The organism is Kluyvera sp. CHPC 1.251, from assembly GCF_036759945.1.
In the GTDB taxonomy this organism is placed as follows: Bacteria; Pseudomonadota; Gammaproteobacteria; order Enterobacterales; family Enterobacteriaceae; genus Kluyvera; species Kluyvera sichuanensis.
The window spans coordinates 279,561-297,625 of sequence record NZ_JAPKIC010000003.1 but is presented as its reverse complement, the minus strand read 5'-3'; the positions used below and the strand labels follow the sequence as shown (position 1 = coordinate 297,625).

16 protein-coding genes are annotated in these 18,065 nt (G+C 54.5%); 9 read left to right on the top strand and 7 right to left on the bottom strand.

Annotation, left to right across the window (positions count from 1 at the left end):
* Positions 1 to 188 precede the first annotated feature (188 nt).
* From V6940_RS08170 to V6940_RS08160, 3 genes are read left to right on the top strand one after another with little or no spacing between them, the layout of a single operon-like run.
* Positions 189 to 1,076 (top strand): LysR family transcriptional regulator, encoded by an 888-nt coding sequence (locus V6940_RS08170; RefSeq protein ID WP_333495512.1) that lies wholly within the window; start codon positions 189 to 191, stop codon positions 1,074 to 1,076.
* Positions 1,077 to 1,132: 56 nt separating this feature from the next.
* Positions 1,133 to 1,552: a hypothetical protein gene (locus V6940_RS08165; RefSeq protein ID WP_333495511.1), complete on the top strand. Its 420-nt coding sequence runs from the start codon at positions 1,133 to 1,135 to the stop codon at positions 1,550 to 1,552.
* A 3-nt stretch (positions 1,553 to 1,555) separates the two neighbouring features.
* Positions 1,556 to 2,443: a bestrophin family protein gene (locus V6940_RS08160; protein ID WP_333495510.1), complete on the top strand. Its 888-nt coding sequence runs from the start codon at positions 1,556 to 1,558 to the stop codon at positions 2,441 to 2,443.
* A 61-nt stretch (positions 2,444 to 2,504) separates the two neighbouring features.
* Here the strand turns inward: V6940_RS08160 and V6940_RS08155 are convergent, their stop codons facing one another.
* Positions 2,505 to 4,097: an STY4199 family HEPN domain-containing protein gene (locus tag V6940_RS08155; RefSeq protein ID WP_333495509.1), complete on the bottom strand. Its 1,593-nt coding sequence runs from the start codon at positions 4,095 to 4,097 to the stop codon at positions 2,505 to 2,507.
* 136 nt (positions 4,098 to 4,233) lie between these two features.
* Here V6940_RS08155 and V6940_RS08150 point away from each other — a divergent pair, with 136 nt between their 5' ends.
* Positions 4,234 to 4,779 (top strand): GNAT family N-acetyltransferase, encoded by a 546-nt coding sequence (locus V6940_RS08150; RefSeq protein ID WP_333495508.1) that lies wholly within the window; start codon positions 4,234 to 4,236, stop codon positions 4,777 to 4,779.
* A gap of 53 nt (positions 4,780 to 4,832) precedes the next feature.
* On the top strand, positions 4,833 to 5,273 hold the full coding sequence (locus tag V6940_RS08145; RefSeq protein ID WP_333495507.1) for a lysozyme: 441 nt from the start codon (positions 4,833 to 4,835) through the stop codon (positions 5,271 to 5,273).
* On the opposite strand, the gene V6940_RS08140 is transcribed toward V6940_RS08145, so the two are convergent.
* Together V6940_RS08140 and V6940_RS08135 are read right to left on the bottom strand one after the other, a co-directional pair.
* Positions 5,250 to 5,876, bottom strand: coding sequence for a response regulator transcription factor (locus V6940_RS08140; RefSeq protein ID WP_333495506.1), 627 nt, complete (start codon positions 5,874 to 5,876; stop codon positions 5,250 to 5,252). The genes V6940_RS08145 and V6940_RS08140 overlap by 24 nt on opposite strands.
* A gap of 358 nt (positions 5,877 to 6,234) precedes the next feature.
* Positions 6,235 to 6,993 (bottom strand): SDR family NAD(P)-dependent oxidoreductase, encoded by a 759-nt coding sequence (locus V6940_RS08135; protein ID WP_333495505.1) that lies wholly within the window; start codon positions 6,991 to 6,993, stop codon positions 6,235 to 6,237.
* A gap of 119 nt (positions 6,994 to 7,112) precedes the next feature.
* On the opposite strand from V6940_RS08135, the gene V6940_RS08130 reads away from it, so the two are divergent.
* The 3 genes from V6940_RS08130 to V6940_RS08120 all read left to right on the top strand — a co-directional run bounded on the left by V6940_RS08130 (position 7,113) and on the right by V6940_RS08120 (position 10,729).
* Entirely contained in the window at positions 7,113 to 8,012 is a 900-nt protein-coding gene (locus V6940_RS08130) for a LysR family transcriptional regulator (protein ID WP_333495504.1), read from the top strand.
* A gap of 174 nt (positions 8,013 to 8,186) precedes the next feature.
* Entirely contained in the window at positions 8,187 to 9,149 is a 963-nt protein-coding gene (gene yhjD / locus V6940_RS08125) for an inner membrane protein YhjD (RefSeq protein WP_370631778.1), read from the top strand.
* 263 nt (positions 9,150 to 9,412) lie between these two features.
* The gene (locus V6940_RS08120) at positions 9,413 to 10,729 is read left to right on the top strand and encodes an MFS transporter (RefSeq protein ID WP_185667406.1); all 1,317 of its coding nucleotides are present in this window, start codon (positions 9,413 to 9,415) and stop codon (positions 10,727 to 10,729) included.
* A gap of 35 nt (positions 10,730 to 10,764) precedes the next feature.
* Here the strand turns inward: V6940_RS08120 and pdeH are convergent, their stop codons facing one another.
* A complete protein-coding gene (pdeH, locus tag V6940_RS08115; protein ID WP_185667407.1) occupies positions 10,765 to 11,538 on the bottom strand; it encodes a cyclic-guanylate-specific phosphodiesterase in 774 nt (257 codons plus the stop codon).
* A 227-nt stretch (positions 11,539 to 11,765) separates the two neighbouring features.
* Here pdeH and V6940_RS08110 point away from each other — a divergent pair, with 227 nt between their 5' ends.
* On the top strand, positions 11,766 to 12,695 hold the full coding sequence (locus V6940_RS08110) for a sugar kinase (RefSeq protein ID WP_333495503.1): 930 nt from the start codon (positions 11,766 to 11,768) through the stop codon (positions 12,693 to 12,695).
* A 170-nt stretch (positions 12,696 to 12,865) separates the two neighbouring features.
* Here the strand turns inward: V6940_RS08110 and V6940_RS08105 are convergent, their stop codons facing one another.
* The 3 genes from V6940_RS08105 to hmsP form a co-directional block, all read right to left on the bottom strand.
* Complete coding sequence (locus V6940_RS08105) at positions 12,866 to 14,356, bottom strand: M16 family metallopeptidase (RefSeq protein WP_333495502.1); 1,491 nt, start codon at positions 14,354 to 14,356, stop codon at positions 12,866 to 12,868.
* A gap of 259 nt (positions 14,357 to 14,615) precedes the next feature.
* A complete protein-coding gene (locus V6940_RS08100) occupies positions 14,616 to 15,902 on the bottom strand; it encodes a dicarboxylate/amino acid:cation symporter (protein WP_185667410.1) in 1,287 nt (428 codons plus the stop codon).
* Between the two features lie 145 nt (positions 15,903 to 16,047).
* Positions 16,048 to 18,063 carry a biofilm formation regulator HmsP gene (gene hmsP, locus V6940_RS08095; protein WP_333495501.1) on the bottom strand — a complete coding sequence of 672 codons (2,016 nt, stop codon included), beginning with the start codon at positions 18,061 to 18,063 and terminating at the stop codon, positions 16,048 to 16,050.
* Between the last annotated feature and the right edge of the window lie 2 nt (positions 18,064 to 18,065).

Below are 18,065 nucleotides of genomic sequence, written 5' to 3'. Positions count from 1 at the left end.
AACCCATTAGAGGCATTCGGTTAATACTTTATTATTGATGCTTATTGCCATGCCGCTCATATCTGAAGTATGTTATTTTGTATACGCAAATAATTAAACAATTCGGTCTTCTTTATTAAACAATCCGGTATATACAGCGCCATGCCCCCTCCGTATAATTTCGCGCTGTCGTACATTAAGGTTAAGTTATGCTCAAGCACGTTCAGGATATGGCGCTTTTTGCGCTTCTCGTAGAAAACGGTTCATTTACCAAAACCGCCGCTGAACTGGGTATGACAAAGTCGCGTATCAGCCAGCGAATTAGTGCCCTTGAGGAGTATCTCAACGTCAGATTGCTGAATCGCACGACGCGGAAAATATCGCTGACCGCCGACGGTGAGCGCTATCTGGCCTACTGCCATGAAGTGGTCGATGCCAGCGTACGCGGTGATAAAACAGTGCAGGCTCTGCATAATCAGACCGGCGGCAAGCTAAAGATTATTGCCCCACCGGGATTTATGGCGAGCATTTTACCCGCCGTGCACCATCAGTTCCTGCAAACGCATGCCAATATTGAGCTACAGCTAATTACCGCAGACTCTTTCTATGGCAACGTTGGCAGTGAGTTTGATGTGGCGTACCGTATCGGTAAGCCTTCTGATGACACCTGTATTGGCCGCTTCCTCGGGACGTTTAACCGTTTTATCGTCTGTACGCCGCAGTATAAGGCCGCACACGATATTCAGCACCCTGAGGCGCTACAGTCCTGTGAACTGATTACGCATCAGACCTGGAAAAGCATTGCGCTATTCCAGCACGATGAGTCTTATGAATTAGCGATGCCGTTGCGCCATACCAGCGACAACCTGACCTACATTTTGCAGCAAACGTTGCAGGGAACCGGGGTAGCAATTTTACCCGAATATATTGTTAAGCCGTATTTGCAAAGCGCCCAACTGGTCACGCTATTACCGCAGTGGGATGTTCAGAAAATAGATCTCTGGATGATCTACCAGAGCAAAACGCATAACCCTGCGGTGCTTCGCGACTATATCAACTTTGTAACCCAGTATAACGTGATACAAAATGCCATGTAATTTCCCGTGGCGATATTAACTGTTTTTCCAACCACTCATCTCGATAAGTTAAGATAATGACTATTTGTACTATTTCGCCAGAAGAAAAATCGCTGCTCATTTTTAATCAGAAAAATAAAATGGATAAATACTGGAATCTCTATTCCATGGAGCTTATCACGCAAATCACCACGACCGGACGGCAGTATCATCACTATATTCAGCCCAGCGAAAAAGGCCGTCTCTGCGTGTGCGTTTTCGATGGCGTCTACATCAATATTATCCGCTCACGTATTTTTGGTGAAATCGAGATCCATTTCGAAGCGGAATCCGCCGAGCTTGGCCGCATTGAACTTCCATCCGCCTGTATCGACATGCAGGGTAACCTGGACCGCCACATTTCCATTAATGACAAAGCCAGCGTGTTTGCCCATTACCTGGAGCGCCTGCAGGTGGTTTACGACACTATTTTAGCGCTGTCCCCAGAGAAGGCGTAAATCATGATCGTCAGGCCGGAGCAAACCTGGCTGCGGAAATTATTCTCATGGCGCGGTTCCATCATGAGAAAAATCTCTCCCCAGCTCTGTTTCTTTATCATGCTGAATATCGTCTATCTGTATGTGCTGCCGCTCTTGCACCTGCACGGCATTATCGCCAAGGAGAGCTCGTTTTACTTTATCGGTATCTCGATTTCTATATCGGTGTTTATCGGCTTTCGTAACAACACGGCCTGGCTGCGCTACTGGGAAGCACGCAAACTATGGGGCGACCTGCTCATCGTGAGCCGGTCGCTAATGCGCGAGGTCATCAATACGACCAAGGCAAGTCCAGAAGAGAAAATGGTGGTACTGGATCTGATTGTCACCTACTGCGCAACGTTAAAAGCCAAGCTACGTCATGGACCGGTGCCGGTTTCTCGTGCGCTGGACTATCAGCATCTCACCACCCCCTGCAACGCCCTGCTGCAAAATATTGGGCAGTGGCTGTATCTGCATCGGCCCAATGAGTTTATATATCGCAATTTCAATCATTATCTCAATCAGATGAGCACTATTCAGGGCGGCTGCGAGCGCATCAGCAACACGCCGATTCCCTATGCCTACTCGCTGTTGCTGCACCGAACGGTAGGCATTTTTTGCGCCGTATATCCGCTGCTGCTGATTCATGATTTTGGCTTTTTGACCCTGCTGTTTTCTATCTTCACCACCTACGCGTTGCTGGCGCTCGACGCTATCGCGACCGAGCTGGAAGACCCATTCGGTACTGAGGATAACGACCTGCCGCTTAACGCGATTTGCAATGCGATTGAGATAGACCTGCGGGAGATGATGAAGGACAACCTGATACCGACAAAAATGTCGCCGGACGCAAACTACCGGCTGATTTGAGGTTTCCCCCTCACCCTAGCCCTCTCCCTACGGGGGAGAGGGCACGTTATGGTGCCTGTTTTCAACGGATGACATCGTAGACCGACTTCTGAATCGTCAGCCATTTTTTGCTTTCGGCATCGCCCATCGCTTTACTGCGCTGCTGAGCGTTATCCACCGCCAGACGCTGGCGCGCCACCACGGCGGGAGTGGTACAAAACGCCTGTAGATAAGATTTTCGAATCGCGCTGAGCTGAGCGCCGCGCGACAGCTCGAGCGTAAGCGTATTGATAAACCGTCGGCAGGGTTTTAGCTCATCCATTTGCAGGTGGTAGCGCAGCAGCAGGTTCAGCACCTCTTCATGCTGGGCCGCCATCGCCGAGTCCGTCCAGGCGAGTTGCCAGGTCATTCCACCGCGTAAAAATAGCGTTGTCACCTCAAGATCATTACGATCGATAGCCGCCCGCAGCGCGTTGCGATCCCATAAGATCCCACGTCTGGCCAGCAGATCGCGAGGAGAAGCCGTCGCTGTCCCCTCCGCTTGCGCCACGGTAACCGGCGGTGGCGGCTCAACGTAAGGCCGCAGCGTCGACTCAGAGGTCAGCAGGCTGATCCCACCCAGCGCCATCCCCAGCACCGTTACCCCCACCGCACCCCACAGCACCACGGCCGCAATGCGTTCGCGAGTGTCTGCCTTTTCCTGCGCTTTATGATGGAGGCGTTCAATGCTGTCGGCTATTGGCCTGGCATCCACACCCCAGGTATGCGCATAGTCGGCAGCCTGCGCCCAGAAGCGCTGGGTTTCGCTGCCGTCCGCCGCCATCAGGCTGGCAGGGTTAACGCGTGTACGTCCCTGTTCGTAGGCGTGCTGTACAGGAGCAGTGACCTGTTGGGCGTAGAGATCCAGCAGCAGACACTCCACCTCCGTCAGAGGATGATGCGCCAATACCTTATTACGCATCCGGCGAACGTCTTCGAGAAAGGTATGCAGCGTCAGGCGCTGCTCGGCGAGAAAAGTCAGCCATCCCGCAGAGTTAAACAGCGAAGAGTAGTGACGGGAAAAAGCCTTCTTGTCTACAACTAGCTGTACCAGCTCGCTAAACGCCATACCGTCGAGTATGTTTTCCGTCGGGCTGCGCGAGCGCCAGCGCATCACTTCGTGAGCCCCAAACTGCACGCTAAGCGCGTGCTGAAGATGCGGGGCATCCGGCCACACCTGCATCACCAACCCGCGCAGGGTCAACTGAATGGCGCGAATCTGTCGTACAGCCTGTTCCTGTAGCTGTTCCGCATCGCTGGCGTAACCGGTATTAAACATCAGCAACGGCTGCTGCTGTTTTATCTGTTCCAGCGTCACAACAAAGCGTTCGGCCGCAATCAGCTGATTTTCGGTGGCCGTCTGCCCATGTTCATAAGAGGGAATGCCCTGCTGCAGATGACGCAGCTGGAGCATAAATTCGCTCAGTTGGCTGTTATTAATATTGAGCCGCTGGGCCACCGCGCCCCAGCCACCAAGGTTAAGTCGCGCCTGATCGAGCTGTTCCAGAAACCAACGGGGATCTTTGCCCTCCGTCACGCGCAGCTTAAGCAGCGTGAGGATCTCCATCGAGGCCTGGCGAATCACGCTCAGGCAGTGCTCATACTGCTGGCCAACCTGTCGCGATAACGTCGACATTTTCCCATTCCTTAATCAACAGCAAGGTTTTTTAGCCTTAGGATTAATATGTTACTGCTTTGTTATTTTTGTCGTTACACCATAGAGCAATTCAGGCAAATTAACAGTCCCGCGCCACCTATCAGAATGAGAAATTATGATCGCGCTCACCACCGAACGTTTAAGCTGCACCCTGATTACCGAAAGCGACTGGTCCTTTTTCCTGGCCTTACAGCAGCACCCGCAGGTCATGCGCTATGTGGCAGATAGCCGGAGCGAGGAGGAGATCCGGGCGGCATTTGACGCACGCCTGCATCCCTGGACCCCAGGTGCCGAACACTGGCTGTGTCTGGTGGTACGCGACGCCGCACAAACGCCGCTGGGGATCACCGGCTATATCCATCGTGATAGCGACTGCGCCGAGGTTGGTTTTTTATTTTCCCCTCAGGCCCAGGGACAAGGCTATGGCAGCGAGTCACTGCGTGCGGTCTGCGACTACGCCTTCCGGCATGGCGGTATACGGCGGCTGACGGCGACGGTCACCGCGGGCAATCTTGCCTCCCGGCGTACGCTGGAAAAGCAGGGCTTTATGCTGGAAGGTGAACTACGTGAAAGCTACTTCCTGGCCGGGCAGTGGCAAAACGACTGGCTTTTCGGCTTACTGAGCCATGAATTTGATACGTCACGGACATCCGGCCAATAGTCCCGTTCGGACGACTCTTTTACACTCCTCATTTCATTTAATGAGGACCAAAGATGTCAAATGTCGCTACGCCGAGTCTGCTGGGGCTAGAGCTAATTAAGCGCTCTCAGGGGCTGTCGCTGGAAAAGTATCAGGATGCAGATGGGCTGTGGATCGTGGGCTACGGGCATTTGATTCGCGACCAGGAACGTTTTGATGGGCCGATTACCCTTACTCAGGCCGAGCTATTGTTTCAGCAGGACGTGGATTATTATCACCAGGTGCTGCACCGCTGCATGCAGGTGCCGTTAAACCAGCACCAATCCGATGCCCTGATGTTGCTGGCCTTCAGCCTGGGGCCGGAAGCCGTGCAGCAGTCAACCATCGTGCGTGAGATGAACCAGGGTCATATGGCGGATGCGCTGGCGCTCTGGCAGCAACAAGGATCGTCGCAGACCAGCCTGGCGACGCAGCGCCAGGCTGAAGCGACGTTATTCCGTGGCGATATGCGCTGAAGCATCCCGATTATTCATCAGCATAGCGGCCTGCGTGCGGTTTTTAACGCCCAGGCGGCGATACAGTGATTCAAGGTGCGCTTTCACGGTGCCGGCGCTAATATTCAGCGTTCGGCTAATTTCCTTATTCGATTCACCGTTGGCCAGCAGCGATAATATCTCACGTTGGCGCTGGCTCAGATTATCCAGCCCCTGTTTTTCCCGCTCATATTCCATCCGCCAATCGCCCGGCAGGCAAATCAGGCCGCGCATGACGCTTTTGATCGTCTGTACAAATATCTCAACGCTGGCATCCCGGGGGATAATGGCCTGTAGGTTATAGGCCATCATATCGCTCAGCCAGGCGCGGTTATAATCATTCACAATGATAATGCCCTTTGACTCAGGAAACTGCTGGTGTTTTTCCTGCAGAAGCCACTGGCAGAAGCCGTGGTCAAGGCCACCGTCAAGAATCAATAGCGCATCCGGATGCTGTAACAACTGTCGCCACAGGTCATCGGCCTGACTAACAGCAGAAATATCAATTCCTGGAATATGTTCCTGTAAGCTGATTTTCATTCCATGAATAAATATTGACTGCCTGTCAAACATCACTACCTGCATAATGGATTCCCCATATCAAAATAAAACGAATTCTAATGGCGTGCAGAGTAATCCCCACAACCTTAAATAAGAACTCGCCGTTTGGCCTGGGTCATTTTACGTAGATATCGAGCGATCTAAACATCATAATTATGAATACTTACAACCGTCACATCACCATTACGCATTCACATATACCATCATATTTTAATTAAGAAATGGATTAGACAAGCGTGTCGCCACGATAATATTAATTGAATGGAAAAGTAGGTTATTACGGGGGTAGGCGGAAGTAAAGGGAATAATAACTCCTGATTAAGACTATTTTCCGCACGATAGGTAAATAACGCCTTTGCAAAGCAAAGGCGTTATCGCAGCCTTACAGGAACATGCCGCCCGAGACTTCGATGCGCTGCGCGGTCATCCAGCGCAGATTATCGCTCAGCAGCGCAGCAATCGCGTCACCAATGTCATCCGGCAGCCCAACACGGCCCAGCGCGGTTTGCGACGCCACGTATTTGTTCAGATCGTCGTTATCACGAACGCGGCCGCCGCCGAAGTCGGTTTCAATCGCCCCTGGGGCAATGCTGTTGACCGAAATTCCGCGCGCGCCCAGCTCTTTCGCCTGATAGCGAGTGAGCACTTCCATCGCCCCTTTCATGGAGGCGTAGGCGGCGTAGCCCGGCAGCGCGAAACGCGCCAGACCGGTCGAGACGTTGAGGATGCGTCCGCCATTTTCTATCAGCGGCAGCAGCGCCTGAGTCAGGAAGAATGGCCCCTTAAAGTGGATATTCATCAGCTCATCAAATAATGCCTCGGAGGTCTCAGCAAAAGAGGCATACAGGCCAATCCCGGCGTTGTTCACTAAATAATCAAACGTCTCGCGACCCCAGACCTGATTCAGCGCTTCTTTCACCTGCTGAGTGAAGGCCGCAAAGCTGGCGACATCGCTGACGTTCAGCTGTAATGCCACGGCTTTCGCCCCTTTTTGCTCAATTTCGGCCACAACTTCCAGCGCGGCGTCACGTTGGCTATTGTAGGTGAAGATAATATCCGTTCCCTGCGCGGCCAGCTTCAGCACCGCATTTTTACCGAGTCCGCGGCTACCGCCGGTCACTAACGCAATACGTTGAGTCATGGGAAACCTCATTTCAGTGGGTGTGTTCGTTGAGAACAAGCTTATTAGGTGATAAAAGAACAATAAATATCCCTGATTACGCTTCACTGTCTCATTCAGAACAACAATAGGGCATGCTGATGGATAAAATTCACGCAATGCAGCTGTTCATCCGCGTTGCCGAACTGGAGAGTTTTTCCCGTGCGGCGGATACCCTTGGCCTTCCTAAAGGTAGCGTATCGCGACAAATTCAGGCGCTGGAAAACCATCTGGGTTGCCGCCTGTTACACCGCACCACTCGACGGGTGCTGCTGACTCAGGATGGGATGGTCTACTACGAGCGCGCTAAAGATTTGCTGAGCAACCTCGACGAACTGGATAGCATGTTTCAGAGCGACCCCAGCAGCGTGAGCGGGCGGCTACGCGTGGATATGCCGGTAGGTATCGCGCGTAAGGTGGTGATCCCCAAGCTGCCGACCTTTTTGCAGCACTATCCCGGCATTGAGCTTGAGCTCAGCAGTAGCGATCGTTTAGTCGATGTGATTCGCGAAGGATTTGACTGCGTGGTGCGCGTGGGGTCGTTGAAGGATTCAGGGCTGATTGCCCGACCGCTCGGCAAGCTGACCATCATCAACTGTGCCAGTCCAGGCTACCTGTCGCGTTTTGGTTATCCGGAGTCGCTGGACGACCTCAGCAACCATGCGCTGGTACACTACGCTGCTAATCTCGGCGTGCGCCCACAGGGGTTTGAAGTGGCGAAAGATGGCGGCACCAGGTGGGTCAAAACCGGCGGCGTACTGACGGTGAACAGCACCGAAACCTACCATGCCGCCTGCCTGGCAGGACTGGGGATTATTCAGGTGCCGCGCGTGGGCGTGCGTGAGGCGCTGCACAGCGGTGAGCTGGTTGAAATTCTCCCGCAGTATCGGGCCGAGCCGATGCCGGTGTCGTTAATTTACCCGCACCGCCGTAACCTTTCTCGGCGGGTTCATTTGTTTATGGAGTGGTTAACCGGCGTGTTGCAGGGATATGTGGATTGATCCAGCCCTTGCCGGATGGCGGCGTAAACGCCTTATCCGGCCTACAAAACGGTGATAATCCGTTGTAGGCCTGATAAGCGTAGCGCCATCAGGCGATCCGGACGAGGTGCAACGCACCGACTCCGGGGAACCCTCTATACTTAAGTAAAAGCAATAAAAAGGAAAATCTCCCTGATGACGTCGGAAAACAACGATAAACGTCTACAGCAAAAGGCTAGCAAGGCGCTGGACAGCGTCACCACCACGGCGCAGAAGATTCAGCGCCAGCCGGTCATCGCCCACCTGATTCGCGCCGCTGAGCGCTTTAACGATAGGCTGGGAAATCAGTTTGGCGCGGCCATTACCTACTTCTCATTCTTATCAATGATCCCCATTCTGATGGTGTCGTTCGCCGCCGCCGGCTTTATTCTTGCCTCACATCCGACGCTGCTACAGGACATCTTCAATAAGATCCTGGCGAACGTCAGCGACCCGACGCTCGCCGCCACCCTCAAAAGCACCATCAACACCGCCGTTCAGCAGCGTACCACCGTCGGCCTTGTCGGCCTGTGTATCGCCCTCTACTCCGGCATCAACTGGATGGGCAACCTGCGCGAGGCCATTCGCGCCCAGTCTCGCGACGTCTGGGAACGCACGCCGCAGGATCAGGAAGCCATCTGGATTAAATACCTGCGCGACTTTGTATCGCTGATTGGCCTGCTGATTGCGCTGATTGTCACCCTTTCCATTACGTCGGTTGCCGGGTCAGCGCAGCAACTGATTATCTCGGCGCTCTATCTCGACAGCATTGAGTGGCTGAAGCCCGCCTGGCGGTTGATAGGTCTGGCGATTTCGATCTTCGCCAACTACCTGCTGTTCTTCTGGATTTTCTGGCGACTCCCCCGCCACCGCCCGCGTAAAAAGGCGCTGATCCGCGGCACTTTTATCGCGGCTATCGGCTTTGAGGTGATCAAAATCATCATGACCTGGACGCTGCCGACGCTGGTGAAATCCCCATCCGGCGCCGCGTTTGGTTCCGTGCTCGGCCTGATGGCGTTCTTCTACTTCTTCGCCCGTCTGACGCTGTTCTGCGCCGCGTGGATTGCCACGGCAGAATACAAGGACGACCCGAGAATGCCGGGAAAAACCCACCGCTAACCGCCCGGTTGGGCTGAAAATTTCAGCCCAACCCACCGAATTAGCATATAAATCCAGCCTGTAACTTTTATTTAACCAAAAACCAGTTTTATCATCTAATCTACGAAAAATGTGAAGCATTTCATGTTTGATAATTTACTGGTATAAAAATTATCCACTTTTTGCCCCTCTTTGCGCCATTTTACAATCCTGTTACAGATTGAAATGTCGCTTTTGCTATGTCTAATATGGCCTTTCGTTCGCTATACATATTAGAAAAGACTATGACCAGCACAACACTCGATAACGAACAGGCTTCCGCTCCGGTTAACTCGCGTAATAAGGTCGTCGTGGCCTCACTCATCGGCACCGCCATTGAGTTCTTCGACTTCTATATTTACGCCACCGCCGCGGTCATCGTGTTCCCGCATATCTTCTTCCCACAGGGCGATCCGACGGCGGCAACGCTGCAATCGCTGGCAACGTTCGCTATCGCCTTCGTCGCTCGTCCTATTGGTTCCGCGCTCTTTGGCCACTTCGGTGACCGTGTTGGGCGCAAGGTCACGCTGGTCGCTTCGCTGCTGACCATGGGGATCTCCACCGTGGTTATCGGCCTGCTGCCGAGCTATGCCTCCATCGGCATTATGGCTCCAGTCCTGCTGGCGCTGGCGCGCTTTGGCCAGGGTCTCGGTCTTGGCGGTGAATGGGGCGGCGCGGCGCTGCTGGCGACGGAAAACGCCCCGCCACGCAAACGCGCGCTGTACGGTTCCTTCCCGCAGCTGGGCGCACCGATTGGCTTCTTCTTCGCTAACGGCACCTTCCTGCTGCTCTCCTGGCTGCTGACCGACGAGCAGTTCATGACCTGGGGCTGGCGCGTACCGTTTATCTTCTCTGCCGTGTTGGTGATTATCGGCCTGTACGTGCGCGTCTCGCTGCATGAAACGCCGGTGTTCGCCAAAGTCGCTGCCGCCAAGAAACAGGTTAAAGTGCCGATGGGCACCCTGCTCAGCAAGCACGTGCGCGTGACGGTGCTTGGCACCTTCATCATGCTGGCGACCTATACGCTGTTCTATATCATGACCGTCTACTCAATGACTTACAGCACCGCCGCCGCGCCGAATGGCCTGGGGCTGCCGCGTAACGAAGTCCTGTGGATGCTGATGCTGGCAGTAATTGGGTTTGGCGTGATGGTGCCGATTGCAGGCCTGCTGGCGGACCGTTTCGGTCGTCGCCCAAGCATGATTGTGATCACCAGCCTGATTATCATCTTCGCGCTGTTCTTCTTCCAGCCGCTGCTGGGCTCCGGTAATCCGGCGCTGATTATGCTGTATCTGCTGGTTGGTCTGAGCCTGATGGGTCTGACCTTCGGCCCAATGGGCGCGCTGCTGCCGGAGCTCTTCCCAACGGAAGTGCGCTATACCGGGGCATCGTTCTCCTACAACGTGTCGTCGATTCTGGGTGCGTCCGTTGCGCCGTACATCGCGGCCTGGTTGCAGAGTAGCTATGGGTTGTTCTACGTGGGTGTCTATCTGGCAGCCATGGCGGCACTGACGCTAATTGCGCTGCTGCTGACGCACGAAACGCGTCACGAATCACTCTAAAATCATTGAGCTGGCCTACATCACGTAGGCCAGTTTCATACCAGATTGATCATCAAGGATTCCAGCGTCGACATCGGCACCGGACGAGAAAGGAAATAGCCCTGCGCGGCGGCGGCAGGTGAGTTTTGAATTTCGCGCCACTCTTCCAGCGTTTCAACCCCTTCCACAATCACCCCTTCGCAATAGCGATTCATCAGCTCAATCAGCAGAATAAACAGTTTGCGGCCTTCAGGGGTTTTGCGCAGCATAATGAACAGATCGCGGGCCACTTTGATGTAGTCGTAGCGCACTTCATTCAGCGCCGAGAAGTTAGCCATACCGGTGCCGAAGTCATCCAGCCACAGCGGGCCAAATTCACACAGTGAGGCCACCGTGGAATCTTGCGGCAGCGCCATGTGCTCCACCAATTCAAAACGTAGCCAGGGCAGCGTTTCAATCATCGTTTTCAGGATCCTGTCCTGACGCATTTCCAGCAGCGTGGGCGCATCGACGTTGACCGATGCCAGCACCTTATTTTGCTCAAAGAAATGCTTCCTTTTTGCCAGCATCGTCACCTGTTCTTTGATGACATGGATGCGCTGGCCGATAGAAACCGCAGCGAAGTAACGATCCGGGGCAATACGTTTTTGTGGTTGAGAGGGATGGGTCACTATCGTTAACACTTCAATCGCCATCAAGCGGCCCTGAATGGTGTAGATAGGCTGGTAGGTATAGACGCGCTCACACTCTTGCCAGTAACGCAGCTGCTGTAGGCTTTCCAGCTCCGCATCGGGTACTCTCGCCCGCTGGTTCACCTGCTTTAACGTCATTTAAGCTTCCTGTGAAGAGAGGGTCAGAGGGTCTAGTGATAAAGTTATCGGCGGGGCAAGTGAGAACTTTATGTTCAGTTTGAGCCATTTTATTTTCACTAAAGAGGATAAATCGGCCGTAACACGCGCTAGCTCAAAAAAAATAATGGAACGTTGTTTTAATATGGTTGACCAACGAATAGCCACAGCGCACACTACGAAAAATTTACCGAATCAGGTTGATGACTATGTCCAAAAAAATTGCCGTGATTGGCGAATGCATGATTGAGCTGTCCGAGAAGGGCGCACAAGTTAACCGCGGCTTTGGCGGCGACACCTTAAATACGTCCGTCTATATTGCTCGCCAGGTCTCTCCTGCTGAACTCAGCGTCAACTACGTCACCGCACTCGGCACTGACACCTTCAGCCAGCAAATGATGGACGCCTGGCAGGCAGAGAACGTCAACACCGACCTGATTCAGCGCATGAGCGACCGTATGCCAGGCCTGTACTACATCGAAACCGATGAGACCGGCGAGCGTACCTTCTACTACTGGCGTAACGAAGCCGCTGCGAAGTTCTGGCTGGAGAGCGAGCAGTCTGCCGCTATCTGCGAACAGCTGGCAGGTTTTGACTACCTCTACCTGAGCGGCATTAGCCTTGCTATCCTCAGCCCGGCCAGCCGTGAGAAGCTGATTGCGCTGCTGAAACAGTGTCGCGCGAACGGCGGTAAAGTCATCTTTGACAACAACTACCGTCCGCGCCTGTGGGCCAGCAAAGCAGAAACTCAGCAGGTTTATCAGCAGATGCTGCAGTGCACCGACATTGCCTTCCTGACGCTGGACGATGAAGACGCGCTGTGGGGCGAGAAGCCGGTCGAAGAGGTTATTGCTCGCACTCAGGCCGCTGGCGTGAGTGAAGTGGTAGTGAAGCGCGGCGCCGACTCTTGCCTGGTGGCGATTACCGGCGAAGCGCTGGTTGACGTACCGGCGGTTAAGTTGCCAAAAGAGAAAGTGGTGGATACCACCGCAGCGGGTGACTCCTTCAGCGCCGGCTACCTGTCCGTCCGCTTAACCGGCGGCGACGCGGCAGCAGCAGCGAAGCGCGGTCACCAGACGGCAAGCACCGTGATTCAGCACCGTGGGGCGATTATTCCCCGCGACGCGATGCCTGCGTAAGGTTTCGCGGGTATAAAAAAACCTCTTCCAGCTGGGAGAGGTTTTTTTTCGTCTGCACGTTAGGTGCTGGGTTTCCCCCTCACCCCGGCCCTCTCCCCATAGGGGCGAGGGAGAAAACCAAGCGGTTCCCGCCCCTCTGGGAGAGGGTTAGGGTGAGCGGGGAAACCACGCTACTGCGCCGGAGGAATATCCGTCACATCCTGATGACTCTCTTCCGTCGCCGTGGCGGCTTCTGCCGTCGGTGCCAGCATAATCTTGCCCCACACCTCCTGCAGATCCTTCATATTGAACTCCGGCTCACCGGTTGGCTGCTGGAGGACGAGCGCCATATCCTGCGAAAGCTGCTGACGCAGATCCTGGTTGAGCATGTCCGGCGTCAGAGACTCGAGGAAGCTCTGACGCAGCTTCTGATACTGTTCCGGCGCGATATCCACCACCTGGTTCTGCAACGAACGCATGCGCTGGCTAATCAGCATATCGGTATCCATCCGCGCGTAGGTGGCGAACAGTTTTTGCAGCTCCAGCTTCTTCTGCGCAATCAGCGAATCAAACTCATCTTCCGGCAGACCCTTTTCACGAATGGCCGCCAGCTCGCGGGCAACCAGCCCCAGGTTGCTTTCCAGCTTCTCGCCCGGTGATTCCAGATTGATGCCGCACTGGGCGCGCAGATACAACACCCGGCAGTCAAAGCCCAGGCCGATATCCTTCATGTTGGTGCGGCTCAGTTTCTGCTGGATATGCCAGAACAGCGCTTCACGCGCCAGGTCGGCGCGCCAGTAGCGCTGCAGCGCCGAAGACTCACGAATCGGCTGCCATGGCGTGTCCCACATAATAGAGAGACGATCCTGCCGCACCGCGTTGGTCATGATGCTTACCGTTTCCGGGGGAAGCGGCGACAGCGTTGGCACCGCCGCAGGCGTTTCACGTTTCCCCTTCAGCCCACCGAAGGTTTTGCTGATTTGCTCAATGGTGGCACGGCTATCGACGTTGCCGACGATAATCAGCGTCATCGCATCCGGGGTGTACCATTTCTGATAGAACTCGGCGACGTGTTTAGCATCCACCGGCAGTTTCAGCGGCTCAGCCGGATCGTGACCCAGCATGGTGGAACCCTTCAGGCGATAGCGCCACCAGCCCTCTTTGGTATCCTGCGGCCAGGTTGCCACCATATCCTGCACGCCCAGCGCGTAGCTGACGGTGTCCGGCGTAATGCTCAGTTTGCCAATTGAGGTCGCGAGCCAGTTCAGCGCCTCTTTCTGCAGATCGTTGCGGTTGTTCGGCAGACTCAGGTTAAAGCGGGTGTAGTCATAAGAGACAATCGCCGGCGGCAGCGGGCGCTTCGGGTCAATGCTCTGCTGCCACATTGAGCGAGCCTGCATCGTTTGTAGACCGCCGTTCTGGGTTAGGGCGATTCGAGGAATAAGGTGGCTATAACCCGTTTGTTGGGCGCTTTCGTTCAGTGAACCAATATCAATCGAGAGCCGGATTTCTACACGGTCGCTCGGGCGCTGCGGAGTGGCAAGCACTTGCCACTGAAAGCCATTAGACAACGTGCCTTGTTGCCAGGCCGGGTCCGGCTGGAGCGCTTCTGCCTGCACATAGCTGGCTGCTGCCATCATCAGCAAACCACCGGCTAAAAGTCGAATTGTTGTGCCCTGCATGTGAACCCCTGATGAACGTTCCTGGTTATCCCCACCGGCCTCCGGGCGCGGGCGCGGAGGCTTTAGGGTATAAAAGACAACCGCCGCGGGCGATTGCCTAAAATAATGAAGTAAATACGTCAGTTAGACCACACAATCGCAAAAACGTCACATGGCTAAGGAAAATAAAATTCGGACTATAGCAGCCAAATAATGACGCCGCCTAATTATGCGCAGGAGCCCGCACTCCAGCAAGGGAGTACGGGCTTAAGTGAGGTGATTAAGAGGATAATTCGTGCGGTTCTTTCGCCGTCGGACGGTTATTGAGCACATCGTCCAGCTGTTTAGCGTCCAGTTGTTTCACTCGTTTCGCCACGACAATGGTCGCCACGCCGTTACCGATAAGGTTAGTCAGCGCACGCGCTTCCGACATAAACCGGTCGATCCCCAGAATCAGCGCCAGACCAGCAACCGGCAGATGTCCCACCGCCGAGATGGTTGCCGCCAGGACGATAAAGCCACTACCGGTCACGCCTGCGGCCCCTTTCGAGGAGAGCAGCAGCACCACCAGCAGCGTCACCTGATGGAAGATATCCATATGGCTGTTGGTCGCCTGAGCGATAAACACCGCCGCCATCGTCAGATAAATCGAGGTGCCGTCGAGGTTAAACGAGTAGCCGGTCGGGATAACCAGCCCCACCACCGACTTCCGGCAGCCCAGCTTTTCCATCTTGTCGAGCATACGCGGCAGCGCGGATTCGGAAGAGGAGGTCCCCAGCACAATCAACAGCTCTTCGCGGATATAGCGGATAAATTTGAAAATGCTGAACCCGGTCGCACGCGCAATCGTACCCAGCACCACCACCACAAACAGGATACAGGTGATGTAGAAGCAGATGATAAGCTGGCCCAACTGCACCAGTGTACCCACGCCGTATTTGCCGATAGTAAAGGCCATTGCCCCGAACGCACCAATCGGCGCCAGGCGCATGATCATGTTGATGATGCCGAAGATAACCTGCGAGAAGCTTTCAATAACGTTGAAAATCAGCTGACCCTTGCTGCCCAGGCGGTGCAGCGCAAAGCCAAACATCACCGCAAACAGCAGCACCTGCAGGATGTTGCCGCTGGCAAAGGCACCGATCACGCTGGAAGGAATGATATCCATCAGGAAGGCGATAATCCCCTGATCTTTTGCCTGCTCGGCGTACATCGCTACCGCTTTCGCATCCAGCGTTGCCGGGTCAACGTTCATCCCCGCACCGGGTTGCACCACGTTCACAATCACCAGGCCGATAATCAGCGCGAGGGTGCTGACCACTTCAAAGTAGAGCAGCGCCACGGCACCGGTACGCCCCACGGCTTTCATGCTTTCCATACCGGCGATGCCGGTCACTACCGTACAAAAAATAACCGGCGCGATAACCATTTTAATCAGTTTGACGAAGGCATCGCCGAGCGGTTTCATTTGCGCGCCTAATTCCGGGTAATAGTGACCGAGTAGCACACCGATCACTATCGCCGTCAACACCTGGAAATAGAGGCTTTTGAAGAAAGAGGTTTTCATAGGATGTCCTTAAGCTATAGCCACAGGAAATGTAGGGATTATTTTTACCTGTTGGCACAAAATAACATCCAAGAAACATTATCGAAATATATGTACGTTAATTTGATACTTAATTGTTAAAACTTTGAGCTGACACGCACAATCGCTAACTCCGATCTCCCGGTAGCAGTGATTTGTCCTTACCGAGATAATCCTGCTCAAAAGTCTCCATCGGTACCGCGCGGGCAAACAGGAAGCCCTGCAAAATATCGACATTCGCCGCCCGTAGCCATGCATATTGCTCTTTATTTTCAACACCTTCAGCAACCATTTTCAGGTCCAGGCTGCGCCCAAGCTGAATGATGGCCGCCACCATGCTGGTGTCTTCCGGCAGGCTGTCGATAAAGATTTTGTCGATCTTCAGAATATCCACCGGCACAGATTTCATATGCTGTAGCTGGCGCAACCCCGCGTAACCCATACCAAAATCATCCAGCGCAATGCGCACACCGGCGTTGCGCAGCGGCCGTAAAATGGCGACGGCGGCTTTCGGGTCATCAATGCGTCGGCTCTCTGTCACTTCCAGAACCAGCGTACCCGGCGCAATGCGGTAGCGGTTGAGCAGGGCCAGCATATCCGACACCATGTCGTGATGCAGAAGCTGCAGCGCCGAGATATTCACCGACAGCGGCAGCATAATGCCGCGCGACTGCCAGGCGGCAAGCTGTCGGCACGACTCTTCCAGCACCCAGTGCCCCACGGTCACCATCAGGCCGCAGGATTCAATACTGTCGATCAGATCGTTCGGCAGCGCCCAGCTACCGTCCGGCTGGCGCTGGCGCAGCAGCACTTCCGCGCTGCACACCTTGCCGGTGCTGGTTTCCACCTGCGGCTGGAGCCAGACGGAGAACTGCTCGTTGTCCAGTGCGGTCAGAATATCGCTCTCTTCGGTCAGGCGCTTTTGCGCTTTTACCATCTGCTCCGGGTCGAAAAACTCAATCTGGTTTTTCCCTTTCCGCCGTGCGGTAAACGCCGCCGAGAGCGAACGGCGATAGAACTGCTCCGCCGTTAACCCGTCGTTATACATCGCAATACCCACGCTGGCGCTCGGACGCAGCTGAATGCCCTGCAGCGGCAGACGTTCATTAATGATAGTGAGTACTTGCTGACCTAATGTAATGGCATGCCACGGCTCTTTGACGTCATAGGCCAGAATCGCGAAGTCGTAGCCACTGATCTGCGCCAGCACCATGCGCGGCGAGATCACCTGCTTAATCTTCTCTGCCAGCGTCAGCAGCAGCATTTCACGCTGCTCTTCTTTCAGTACGCCGGCGGTGTCCTGCAAGGTTTCGCAGGCAATCGTCAGCAGCGCCACCGGCGTTTTGCGCACCAGGCTCTGTTCGAGCAGCCCTAACAGGAAGGCTTTGTTAGGCAGGTCAGAGACCGGGAAACGGGTCGACTGATTGCTCAGTTCGTCATATTGACGTAGTAGCGCCTGCTGATTGCGGTTGTAACTGCGCACCAGCGTACCGATTTCATCGTCGTGATGCAGGCGCGGCAAGGAGAGCTGATGCCCAATGCGATCCGCCCCCGGCAGGTCGTGAATTTCATAGGCAATGCTGCGCAGCGGCCTGACAACCAGCCGGTTGATACACCAGGTCAGCGCGACGGTCAGCATTAAAACGAGCAAAAAGTAAGCGGTCACTATCGTTGCCAGCGCGCTCATCACGAACTTATACATACGATAAGGGTCAGCCTGCAGCACCAGGTAGGCCAGCGGCTGCGGGTTAGCAGGCCGTTCCAGCGAATAGAGCGGCAGTGAAATCTGTACCGGGAGTTCAAAAATACGCGTGATATTGACCGGAACCGGACGTTCCGGAATAAAACTCATGCGTAGCGCCTGAAACTGATTAGGCAGCACGACATCCGCCCGGCTGACAATGCCGGCGGGTTGAATGCGTCCAAGAATGGCCTCGGCCTCGGGAATATCGGCTTTGAGGATGGCAGCCGACAACGGCTGACGAACCGAGCGGGCAATGCTCTCTAATTGCGCCCCAGTGTTATAGCGATCCTGCTGTACAAAGTGGAACAGTAAAATGAAGCAAAAGACAAATAAAAACAGCATGGTAACAACTGCAACCATGGCCATTTGTTTTATTGTAAGGGAACGGCTAACGCGCAAAA

What these genes read in the sequence shown, in the direction of transcription:
- V6940_RS08170 (WP_333495512.1), top strand. Translation starts at nt 189, where the DNA reads ATGCTCAAGCACGTTCAGGATATGGCGCTTTTTGCGCTTCTCGTAGAA.
- V6940_RS08110 (WP_333495503.1), top strand. Translation starts at nt 11,766, where the DNA reads ATGTCCAAAAAAATTGCCGTGATTGGCGAATGCATGATTGAGCTGTCC.
- V6940_RS08120 (WP_185667406.1), top strand. Translation starts at nt 9,413, where the DNA reads ATGACCAGCACAACACTCGATAACGAACAGGCTTCCGCTCCGGTTAAC.
- V6940_RS08130 (WP_333495504.1), top strand. Translation starts at nt 7,113, where the DNA reads ATGGATAAAATTCACGCAATGCAGCTGTTCATCCGCGTTGCCGAACTG.
- yhjD (WP_370631778.1), top strand. Translation starts at nt 8,187, where the DNA reads ATGACGTCGGAAAACAACGATAAACGTCTACAGCAAAAGGCTAGCAAG.
- V6940_RS08150 (WP_333495508.1), top strand. Translation starts at nt 4,234, where the DNA reads ATGATCGCGCTCACCACCGAACGTTTAAGCTGCACCCTGATTACCGAA.
- V6940_RS08165 (WP_333495511.1), top strand. Translation starts at nt 1,133, where the DNA reads ATGACTATTTGTACTATTTCGCCAGAAGAAAAATCGCTGCTCATTTTT.
- pdeH (WP_185667407.1), bottom strand. Translation starts at nt 11,538, where the DNA reads ATGACGTTAAAGCAGGTGAACCAGCGGGCGAGAGTACCCGATGCGGAG.
- V6940_RS08100 (WP_185667410.1), bottom strand. Translation starts at nt 15,902, where the DNA reads ATGAAAACCTCTTTCTTCAAAAGCCTCTATTTCCAGGTGTTGACGGCG.
- V6940_RS08105 (WP_333495502.1), bottom strand. Translation starts at nt 14,356, where the DNA reads ATGCAGGGCACAACAATTCGACTTTTAGCCGGTGGTTTGCTGATGATG.
- V6940_RS08135 (WP_333495505.1), bottom strand. Translation starts at nt 6,993, where the DNA reads ATGACTCAACGTATTGCGTTAGTGACCGGCGGTAGCCGCGGACTCGGT.
- V6940_RS08140 (WP_333495506.1), bottom strand. Translation starts at nt 5,876, where the DNA reads ATGCAGGTAGTGATGTTTGACAGGCAGTCAATATTTATTCATGGAATG.
- V6940_RS08145 (WP_333495507.1), top strand. Translation starts at nt 4,833, where the DNA reads ATGTCAAATGTCGCTACGCCGAGTCTGCTGGGGCTAGAGCTAATTAAG.
- V6940_RS08160 (WP_333495510.1), top strand. Translation starts at nt 1,556, where the DNA reads ATGATCGTCAGGCCGGAGCAAACCTGGCTGCGGAAATTATTCTCATGG.
- V6940_RS08155 (WP_333495509.1), bottom strand. Translation starts at nt 4,097, where the DNA reads ATGTCGACGTTATCGCGACAGGTTGGCCAGCAGTATGAGCACTGCCTG.